The 6,108-nt window shown below is 55.7% G+C and carries 4 protein-coding genes, 1 tRNA gene and 1 pseudogene; 2 read left to right on the forward strand and 4 right to left on the reverse strand.

Translation table 11 applies throughout. From position 1 onward, the window contains the following. Positions 1–8: 8 nt before the first annotated feature. Together ABRP64_RS08380 and polA are read right to left on the reverse strand one after the other, a co-directional pair. Positions 9–941 (reverse strand): DNA glycosylase AlkZ-like family protein, encoded by a 933-nt coding sequence (locus ABRP64_RS08380; protein WP_349866113.1) that lies wholly within the window; start codon positions 939–941, stop codon positions 9–11. Positions 942–951: 10 nt separating this feature from the next. Further along, complete coding sequence (gene polA, locus ABRP64_RS08385) at positions 952–3,600, reverse strand: DNA polymerase I (RefSeq protein ID WP_349866117.1); 2,649 nt, start codon at positions 3,598–3,600, stop codon at positions 952–954. A gap of 144 nt (positions 3,601–3,744) precedes the next feature. On the opposite strand from polA, the gene ABRP64_RS08390 reads away from it, so the two are divergent. Continuing rightward, positions 3,745–3,818: transfer RNA gene (locus ABRP64_RS08390), tRNA-Leu, on the forward strand. Between the two features lie 438 nt (positions 3,819–4,256). On the opposite strand, the gene ABRP64_RS08395 is transcribed toward ABRP64_RS08390, so the two are convergent. Both ABRP64_RS08395 and ABRP64_RS08400 read right to left on the reverse strand, forming a co-directional pair. Then, a complete protein-coding gene (locus tag ABRP64_RS08395) occupies positions 4,257–4,550 on the reverse strand; it encodes a hypothetical protein (RefSeq protein ID WP_023017871.1) in 294 nt (97 codons plus the stop codon). Positions 4,551–4,567: 17 nt separating this feature from the next. Beyond that, positions 4,568–4,921, reverse strand: coding sequence for a DUF6973 domain-containing protein (locus ABRP64_RS08400; RefSeq protein WP_349866115.1), 354 nt, complete (start codon positions 4,919–4,921; stop codon positions 4,568–4,570). On the opposite strand from ABRP64_RS08400, the pseudogene ABRP64_RS08405 reads away from it, so the two are divergent. After that, positions 4,920–6,108 (forward strand): annotated as a pseudogene (locus ABRP64_RS08405) (IS3 family transposase); the annotation flags it as partial. The gene ABRP64_RS08400 and the pseudogene ABRP64_RS08405 sit on opposite strands and share 2 nt — an antisense overlap.

Raw genomic sequence — 6,108 nt, forward strand, 5'->3', positions numbered from 1 at the left:
CGCACTTCTCAGCACTCCTTCCACTGGCGTTCCACGCGGCCTGCTGCGTAAGCGGGAATCCCCCAGTCCTCAATCCCCTGTTTATTCCACATGCCGCGCACTTGGCCGTCGATAACGATGGCGCGGCGGAAAATGCCCTGGTTCCCGGGAACGAGAGCATGGTGCATATCCGCTGACATGGCAAAAAGCCGATCTTGGTAGCCCAGGATATACTCATCAAAGGCGCCTAAAAGCAGCACCGATTTCTTCTTTTTCACCTCTGGTAGCTCTAGGACCTCTGCAGAGACCAGCTCCTCGCCTTCCCTGCCTATCCGGATAAGGTCATCAGGCAACTTCTCGGCTGCGGGACGAATAAGCTTTTGGGGCAGCTTGGACCACCACGCAAAGTCCTGCACAGTCGCCGGCCCATGGGTGCGAAAATAGCGCGTCATCAATTCCGTCGTGGCGGCCACCGAGTCGCCGTTAAAAAGGGCCTCGATGCCGTCTAGCTCCACCGGAGTAATGAGCTGGTCTTCGCCCGCATAACACGCGTACCCGCTTTCCATGGCAATGCGCACCACGTGCCAGAAAGGCAGCTCGGGCAAGGCCCAGGCGGCGCGCGCTTTCAAATCTGCGCGCGTTAAAGGGGCATCGATAAGCTGCAGCACGGCTTCCCGTACCACTGCATCGCCCCTCCGAGGCTTCGCGCATAGCTCGGTTACCCAGCCCATATCCTTGACTAAGGCGGCGAACAGCGTGTTGCGCATGGAATAGCCGCGCACGATCTCGGACTTATCAGATTCATCCGTTGAACGCAATGCCAAGGACCGGCGCACCGAGTGCAAGTCCTGGCCCTGCATGACGCCAAAGGCACGGACTGACTCTGCAGCGGTGTGCCAGCGCTCGGCCGTGAGGCCCTGGGCGGCCAAGCGCATGCGGGCGCGCTCGCGCCGGTTAAGCATCACCATCGAACTAGTGGGCCGCAGCGTCCCAATCCGTGCCGGCGCCGGCAGAGACCTCAAGCGGTACGTTCAGCTCGATGGCGGAATCCATCTCACGCTCAAGAATCTCGCGGACTTGATCGGCCTCGCCGGGGGCAACTTCCACCACCAATTCATCGTGGACCTGGAGCAATACACGGGATTTCATATCGCACAACGCACGGTCCACGCGAATCATCGCGACCTTGATGATATCCGCGGCCGTTCCCTGGATTGGGGCGTTGAGCGCAGCGCGCTCCGCGTTTTCGCGAGCCAGCCGGTTATCGGAGTTGAGCTCTGGCAGGTAGCGGCGGCGACCAAAGAGCGTGGCCGTATAGCCATCCTTGCGGGCTTGCTCCACGACATCATCCAGGTACTTCTTCACACCGCCAAAGCGCTCGAAGTAGCTTTCCATAATGGACTTGGCTTCGCCCGCCGGGATTCCCAGCTGCTGCGATAAGCCGAATGCGGACAGACCGTAGACCAAGCCATAAGACATGGCCTTTACCCGGCGGCGCAGCTCAGGGGTCACCTGGTCAACGGGCACATCAAAGACCCTAGAACCAACGAAATTGTGCAGGTCCTCGCCGGCCTTGTAGGCCTCAATCAACCCGGGATCGGCAGAGAGGTGCGCCATAACGCGCATTTCAATCTGCGAGTAGTCCGCGGTCATTAGCTGCTCAAATCCCCCTCCCACGATAAACGCCGAGCGAATCTGGCGGCCGGCCTCCGTGCGCACCGGGATGTTTTGCAGGTTCGGCTCCGTCGAGGACAAACGCCCCGTCGAGGTCACCGTCTGGTTAAAGGTCGTGTGGATGCGCCCATCCGGCTGGACGGTCTTGATAAGGCCCTCCAGCGTGGTCTTCATCTTCTGGTACTCGCGGTGGGCCAATAGGTGGTCCAAGAACGGGTGCGGGTGCTTGATGGCCAGCTGCTCGATTTCCTTCGCGGCCGTGGAGTAGCCGGTCTTCGTCTTTTTCGTCTTGGGCATATCGAAGGTCTCAAAAAGTACGTTTTGCAGCTGCTTAGGCGAATTCAAGTTGAGCTTGTCATCGCCGGTAAGCTCCCGCGCGGAGCGTTCCTGTTCCGCCACCTGTCCCACGAAGGCATCCTTTTGGGTTTCCAGAATGTCTACATCGACCGCGATGCCCGTAGCCTCCATGCGCGCCAGGATGGTCACCAGCGGCAGTTCCAAGTCGGTGTACAACTCGAATGAGTCGATGTCCTGCAGTTCCGTAGTAAGTTTTTCCGCCAGCTCCATGATCGCTGCTGCCTGATCTACCAAGGAGGAATTATCGAGCAGCGACATCTGCTCCGAGGCGGCGCCGAGGGATTTTTGAAGGTGGCGCTGGTAGACATCGGAAAGCTCGTAGGTGCGCTGACCTGGGCGCAGGATATACGCCGCCAAGGCCGTATCGTGCGCAAGCCCGTTGAGCTCAATGCCGCGCCCTGCCAGCATGTGGAACGCGGCCTTCGCGGCGTGGAAATACTTAGGGGCCGGCGATTCTAGCCACTGGACCAAGGCCTTTTCCTCATCGGCGGAAAGTTCCCCGAGTTCCACCTGCAGGCCGTGGTAGTTGCGGTCCACAAACGCGATGGCAGAAGCATCACCCTGACTTGGGATGCCCTCGCCCTGCACATACACAGCTACGTGCTCGCGGCCAGGTAGCCACTCGCTCAAGGAGGCGTCTTCGATAGTGAGCTCTACGCCTGGGGTGTCCGCGGCTTGCTCAGCAGCCTCTGCACCATCGTTGGGGATGGCGGATAAGACACGGTCGCGCAGGTTGGTGCCAAACTCCAGCTCATCGAACTTCGCGGCGACATCGGCAACCTTGGCTTCCCTAAAGGCCAGATCATCAGGGCCAACATCTAAGTCCATGTCTGTAATCATCTGGGTGAGCTTCCGGTTCATCTGCACCTGCTCGATGCGTTCGCGGAAGTTATTTCCCACCACGCCGTTGATTTCCTCGGCGTGCTCTACCAATGTAGCCAAGTCTCCATACTTGACTATCCACTTGGTGGCAGTTTTTTCTCCCACCTTGGGGATGCCAGGGAGGTTATCGGATGGATCGCCGCGCAAGGCAGCAAAGTCGGGATACTGCGCGGGGGTAAGCCCGTATTTATCCTCGACGGCCTCTGGGGTAAACCGGTGCAGCGTGGATACTCCCTTCATGGGATAGAGCACCGTGGTCGAATCCGTAACCAGCTGCAGGTAATCGCGGTCGCCAGTGACAATCAGCGTCTCGTAGTCCTGTGCCTGGGTGGCAAGGGTTGCCAAAATATCGTCGGCCTCGTAATTTTCACGCGAGAGCGTCGTAATTCCCAAGGTCTCCAAGGTATCGCGAATGATGTCTACTTGGCCCTTAAATTCTTCCGGCGCGGCCTCTCGCTGCGCCTTATATTCCGGGAACATCTCCGTACGGAAAGTCTTCCGGCCGACGTCAAAGGCCACCGCGATAGCATCCGGCCTTTCCTCAGAGACGATATTGGACAGCATGGATAAAAAGCCATACACGGCGTTGGTGTGCTGGCCGCCGGAGGTAGAAAAGTTTTCCACCGGCAGGGCATAAAAGGCACGAAATGCCATCGAATGGCCGTCAATGAGCAAAAGGCGGGTCTTATTGGAAGTCACCTGCCCCATATTAGGCAACACAATGGACACGGCGATACCCCGCCCAACCCCACCGTCTTGAGCAGGCCTTTTCACCGGAAAGGGACCCCAATTAGGAATTGCGCCAACCCCTGCGCTAGTATTTCCAACAGTCAAAGGCGCTCGCTTTTGATTGCCCCTGTAGCCCAATTGGCAGAGGCAACGGATTCAAAACCCGTCCAGTGTGAGTTCGAGTCTCACCAGGGGCACATTGCAACCCCGCTTCCTTCCGGATAAATTTCCACGGAGGAAGCGGGGTTTTGCCCGCATATCCGAATTTGTTGAGTTGTGGGGTTCGCGAACTAGACAACATTTAATGTTGGCGCGGTGAGGTTTCCAAGGTGTTCTCTTCTACTTAAACGGAACAGATCCTGGGACACTTCACGTCGCCGATGCGTCTACTTGGTACATCAGCTTGCTCTAGCTTAGCCTCGGCGTGAGCATCGTCGCGGCATTCGGTCCAGTTTAATGGTTACTCTGGCAATGGCTCTGGAACGAATGGAAAGCGTTAGAGAGTCCTTAGCAGTTCCAAAATACGCAGAAACTTAAGTGGAAATAGGTTCTTCTGCGGTTACAGTTAGTCCCTCTAGACTTCAATCTAGAGGGACTAACTGTAATTGGCCTTACAGCGGTTCCATATCTATAGGCTATGCGAAGTTTCCATAGCCAGAAATGGTGCTCACCCATAAGAACGCTGATACGACGAAAGCCGCAGCGAATGTGAAGGCAAAAGCACGCCATGATCGGTCGCTAAGCCGACCCTTTTTCAACATGTAGACAGACATGGCTAATACACCCAACACCACCAATGAAGGAAGAGGTAGCCCATAGAAGACGAAAGGTATTGGAAGCCATGTGGACAGGACCACTCCGCCGTAAAGGGTTGCGACGCCCACGACAATTCCAAAAAGTATTCCCGGAATGATCGTTCTTTCTTTCACAACAAATTCCTTACCAATCAGTTTATCTTGATCAGACCACCGTTTTTAGCCTGCGCATGACATTCATTGATGGCGCCCGCTTCAACTCCTTCGTGTCGCAATCCAATGTCTCGACCAATGGCATTGTTTGTTTGATCCATGTGCCCAGCTTCAGGAGAACCAGGATGGTCTGTTTCGTGGGCATCGCCAATTTTTCGTGCAAAATCTGCGTTAGCCCGGATCGTTGTCAGCGCCTGCCATACACAATGCCTATCAGCGTCCTGAATGTTATCGTTCGTTACTTTGTTTGGAAACGTTGGACCTGACCCCCATGTGGTGGACACCTGATATCCAGCCCAGTCGAGCTGGCAAGATTGGTAATCTACCACCATGTCCAGGTACTCCGAACAGTTCAAACGCGATGCCGTGGCCCTCTATGAGAACAATGAGGACCTCTCGCTGAACTCAGCATCAGCAGAGCTCGGTATCAATCGAGCCTCGCTGCATTCTTGGGTCAAAAAGTACGGCACCGGCAAACGTGCCCGCATAAAAGCAGTGCATGATAAAGCCCAAGCGGCGAATGATTCTGCGCGAATCCGCCAGCTGGAAAAGGAAGTCTCTAAGCTGCGCGAAGAACGCGACATCCTGCGTAAGGCCGCGAAATATTTTGCTTAAAGCAACTCACTGGTGATCCGCTTCCAGTTTGTCGATGACCACCGAACCGAGTACTCGGTTAAGCGGATGTGCGATGTGTTAAAGCTGAATCGTTCCTCGTTTTACAAGTGGGTGAGCACCCGTAAAAAACGCAGGTTAAAGATGTATTCTGATGCCGTTATTGGTGCAAGAATCACAACCATCTTCGATGATGAGCACGGGCTTTACGGAGCTAAACGCATCGCCGCAAGCCTCAAGGAAGACCTGGCGTATACCCCGGTCAATCACAAGAAAGTTGCACGCATCATGAAAACCATGGGACTAAAAGGCTTTAGCAAACGGCGTCGATGCATCACCACCCGGCGCAAGCCTGGTCACCGCGTCATGCCAGATCTAGTAGGCCGCAAGTTCACAGCTAAAGAGCCAAACCGCGTTTATGTCGGCGACATTACCTACCTGCCGTGTAAGGGCGGTAAGAACATGTATTTGGCCACAGTCATTGACACTTCATTCACGCAAACGTGCAGGTTATGCACTCGCAGACCACATGCGGGTCTCACTGGTCATCGATGCCCTAGCCCACGCACATGGTGTGCGCGGCAGTCTTGACGGGGCTATTTTCCATTCTGATCACGGCAGTGTGTACACCTCACAAACCTTTAGGAACTACTGCTCGTCGTTAGGTGTGCGCCAGTCCATGGGAGCGGTAGGTACGAGTGCCGATAACGCCCTGGCAGAGTCATTTAACGCCACCTTAAAGCGGGAAGTGCTGCGTGATCGGAAAGTCTTTGACAACCCAATTACCTGCCGCCAAGAGGTCTTCCGGTGGTGCATACGCTATAACACGCGCCGGCGGCACTCCTGGTGCAATCTCGTAGCGCCTGATGTCTTTGAAACCAAGTCTTCGGCTATACTGACCACTGAC

It is taken from the genome of Corynebacterium sp. KPL4015 (assembly GCF_040225725.1).
Lineage (GTDB): Bacteria > Actinomycetota > Actinomycetes > Mycobacteriales > Mycobacteriaceae > Corynebacterium > Corynebacterium rhinophilum.

What these genes read in the sequence shown, in the direction of transcription:
- ABRP64_RS08380 (WP_349866113.1), bottom strand. Translation starts at nt 941, where the DNA reads ATGCTTAACCGGCGCGAGCGCGCCCGCATGCGCTTGGCCGCCCAGGGC.
- polA (WP_349866117.1), bottom strand. Translation starts at nt 3,600, where the DNA reads ATGGGGCAGGTGACTTCCAATAAGACCCGCCTTTTGCTCATTGACGGC.
- ABRP64_RS08400 (WP_349866115.1), bottom strand. Translation starts at nt 4,921, where the DNA reads ATGGTGGTAGATTACCAATCTTGCCAGCTCGACTGGGCTGGATATCAG.